Raw genomic sequence first — 465 nt, 5'->3', positions numbered from 1 at the left:
ATGTACAAGTGGTCTGGATCGAACGATAGGGCCAGGTGGGAAGCGCGAGCGATCAGATTCTTGCGCGGTACGAGACCGAAGTAGCGGGAGTCGCGGCTGTTGTCGCGGTTGTCACCCAGCATGAGGTAGTGGTCTTGCGGGACGATGATGGGACCGAAACTGCGCAGGGCACGCACCTCCGGCAAGACCATCACGGTGTGCTGCCGGCCCGGTAGCGCTTCCGACCAGAGTTCGTGCGGCAGCATCGCCGTTGCTTGCGGCAGCGCGCCGGGTGCGACGTCTGGCAGCGGCGCATAGGCCAAGCGCTGGTGATTGATGTAGAGCGCTTCGTCACGCATTTCAACCACGTCGCCGGGCAGCCCGATGAGTCGCTTGACCAGCTTCGTGCCGTCTTCGGGGGAGGAGAAGACGACGACATCACCACGTCGCGGGTCGCTGCCGCGCTTGAGCCAGACGGTGGTGGCC

General features: G+C 64.3%; 1 protein-coding gene. It reads right to left on the bottom strand.

Annotated elements, in window-relative coordinates:
* A partial coding sequence (gene lepB / locus KDL01_RS47185) for a signal peptidase I (RefSeq protein WP_212534268.1) occupies nt 1–465 on the bottom strand: 465 nt, incomplete at both ends.

The organism is Actinospica durhamensis (assembly GCF_018139695.1).
Classification (GTDB): domain Bacteria; phylum Actinomycetota; class Actinomycetes; order Streptomycetales; family Catenulisporaceae; genus Actinospica; species Actinospica durhamensis.
This window is presented reverse-complemented; position numbering and strand designations above follow the sequence as displayed.